Annotated in this window: 3 protein-coding genes; all 3 read left to right on the top strand. The window is 63.9% G+C overall.

Annotated features, from left to right (window positions below; genetic code table 11):
• Positions 1–218: 218 nt before the first annotated feature.
• Positions 219–1,799 (top strand): IS21 family transposase, encoded by a 1,581-nt coding sequence (locus GY769_19985; GenBank protein MCP4204202.1) that lies wholly within the window; start codon positions 219–221, stop codon positions 1,797–1,799.
• A gap of 9 nt (positions 1,800–1,808) precedes the next feature.
• Entirely contained in the window at positions 1,809–2,582 is a 774-nt protein-coding gene (locus tag GY769_19980) for an ATP-binding protein (protein ID MCP4204201.1), read from the top strand.
• Between the two features lie 66 nt (positions 2,583–2,648).
• A complete protein-coding gene (locus GY769_19975; protein MCP4204200.1) occupies positions 2,649–2,963 on the top strand; it encodes a hypothetical protein in 315 nt (104 codons plus the stop codon).
• Positions 2,964–3,062: the final 99 nt, after the last annotated feature.

Raw genomic sequence — 3,062 nt, 5'->3', positions numbered from 1 at the left:
TTGGAACGAAATGAGATGAGCATAAAGGTCCAGCGTGGTTCTGAGCTGCGCATTCCGAGGCAAAGCGGCCAGTGATTCCGATCCAAAACGGCCACTGATTCCGATTTAAGGCGGCCAGCGATTCCGACGCCAAAGCGGCCAGTCTGATTGGGCCTACGATCAACGTCGTTGGGTGATCCCTTGGGGGCTAGCCTCGCGCCTTTTCGAGAGGAGCGAGGATGCCCAGAGAGCGATTGCCCATGCGCAAGATACGAGACGTTTTACGGCTTCATGCCGACAAGCTGTCCAAGCGGCGGATTGCCGTCAGCGTGAACCTTGGCCGTACGGCGGTGCGCGATTACATCAAGCGCGCGACCCGCGTCGGCCTGTCCTGGCCGCTACCCGCGGATCTTTGTGACGAGGCTCTGGATCGGTTGCTGTTTCCGCCGCCGACCCAGGGGCGCAGGCCCTGGGGCGACGAGACCCGGGGAGACGAGGTGCCCGCCGCGCCGGCGCGCCGATCGCCGCCTGACTGGCCGCTCCTACATCGCGAGCTCAAGAGATCCGGGGTGACCCTGTCGCTCTTGTGGGAGGAATACCGCGCGGCCCATCCCGAGGGCTACGGCTACAGCCGGTTCTGCGACCTCTACCGGGCCTGGAAGGGCAAGCTCAAGCCCACCATGCGCCAGGCGCATGTCGCCGGCGAGAAGATGTTCGTCGACTACGCCGGCACCACCGCCGAGGTGATCGATCCCCTGACCGGCGAGATCCACGAGGCCCAGATCTTTGTCGCCACGCTGGGGGCGTCGAGCTACAGCTACGCCGAGGCGACCTGGACCCAGAGCCTGCCGGATTGGATCGGGGCGCATACCCGCGCATTTGCCTATTTCGGCGGTGTGCCGGCCCAGGTGGTGCCGGACAATCTCAAGTCCGGCGTTGTCAGGGCCTGCCTCTACGACCCCGAGATCAACCGGACCTATGCCGATATGGCGACCCACTACGGCACCGCCATCGTCCCGGCGCGACCGCGCAAGCCCAGGGACAAGGCAAAAGTCGAAGTCGCCGTCCAGGTCGTCGAGCGCTGGATCCTGGCCCGCCTGCGCAACCGCCGCTTCTTCTCGTTGGCCGAGCTGAACCAGGCCATGGCCGGGCTACTGGAAGACCTCAACGGCCGGATTACGCGCCACCTCGGCGCTTCTCGTCGGCAACTGTTCGAGGACCTCGACCGGCCGGCACTCCGGCCCCTACCCGGCGCGTCCTACCTGTACGCCGAATGGAAACAGCGCCGCGCCGGCCTCGACTACCACGTGGAAGTCGCCAAGCACTATTACTCGGTGCCTCATGCCCTGGCCAAACAGAAGCTCTGGGCGCGCATCACCGATCGCAGCGTCGAGGTTTTCCACAAAGGCAAAAGGGTTGCAGCCCACATGCGCGCCTCCAGCAATCGGCGCCACACCACGATCCCCGAGCACATGCCTTCATCACACCGCCGTCATGCCGGCTGGACCCATGAACGCATTTGCAACCAGGCCAGCGCCACGGGGGCCAACACCGCGGCTCTGGTCGGGGTCATCCTCAAGAGCAGGCCTCACCCCGAACAGGGTTTCCGCTCTTGTATCGGCATCCTGCGTCTGGCCAAGACCCATGGGCAGGACAGGCTGGAGGCCGCCTGCGAGAGGGCCTTGGAGATCGGCGCCCACTCCTATTCCTCGCTCAATTCGATCCTCAAGAACAACCTCGATCGCCGCAAACCGCGACAGGCCACGGAAGGGCCGGCAATCGATCACGCCAATATCCGTGGCTCCAGATACTTCCATTGAGGAGACATCATGCTTTCCCATCCCACACTCGACCAACTCAAGAACCTCAAGCTGCACGGCATGGCCCGCGCCTTTGCCGAGCTCGGCGACAATCCCCAGGCCGACGAACTGGACCACGCCCAATGGTTGGCCCTGCTGCTCGACCGCGAGGAGGCCGAGCGTGACGACCGCCGCCTCACCTACAGGCTCCACAACGCCCGCCTGCGCCACGCCGATGCCGCGATCGAGGACATCGATTACCGCACCCCCAGGCGCCTCGACAAAGCCCTCATCCAGCAACTGGCAAGAGGCCGGTGGATCGCCCGAAAACAGAACCTGATCATCATCGGTCCCTGCGGGGTCGGAAAATCATGGCTCGCCTGTGCGCTCGGCCACAAGGCCTGCCGCGACGACTTCTCGGTGCTCTACAAACGCCTCCCCAGGATGTTCGCCGAACTGGAGCTGGGACGCGCCGATGGTCGTTTCCCCCGCCTGTTCCGCGCCCTCACCAAGGCAAACCTCCTGATCCTCGATGACTGGGGACCTGACCGCCTCAACGCCGAGCAGCGCCGCGACCTCATGGAAATCGTCGAGGACCGTTACCAAAACGCCGCCACCCTGATCACCAGCCAACTGCCGCTGGCCAAGTGGCACGACGTCATCGGCGATCCCACCTTCGCCGACGCCATCCTCGACCGCATCGTCCACAATGCCCACAGACTGGAACTCGACGGACCCTCCATGCGAAAGATCAAGGCGGACAAAAACGGCCCGGCCAACATTGACCAGGCAAAAGGAAAATGACATCAACCGATCACCCAACGGCGAAGATCACGCCCGCCAAGTCGGACCGCTGAAAAAGTGGCCGTTTTGGATCGGAATCAGTGGCCGCTTCCCCGTCGGGATCAGTGGCCGCTTTCATCGGAATGCGCACTTGCCCACCTCGAGTGGGCGCTCGGTTACAGAGAGGCCGCCTTCGCGCGCTCGGCCGACGCGATAGCGAAGGCCGTTCGGACTCGAACTGACGCCAACTCGCTGCCCTATGCCCTGACCTGGGACACGCTCCTCGCGGCTTTCGACCGCAATCAAGAACGCATCCGCGCTTCCGCGACGCGCCTGTTGGAGTACACCCGGACGACGGGTGGCGTGTTCTGGGTGCGCATTCCGAGGCAAAGCGGCCAGTGATTCCGATCCAAAACGGCCACTGATTCCGATTTAAGGCGGCCAGCGATTCCGACGCCAAAGCGGCCAGTCTGATTGGGCCTACGATCAACGTCGTTGGGT

The organism is bacterium (genome assembly GCA_024224155.1).
Classification (GTDB): domain Bacteria; phylum Acidobacteriota; class Thermoanaerobaculia; order Multivoradales; family JAHEKO01; genus CALZIK01.
The sequence above is the reverse complement of the archived record's forward strand: the minus strand, read 5'-3'. Positions and strand labels throughout refer to the sequence as shown.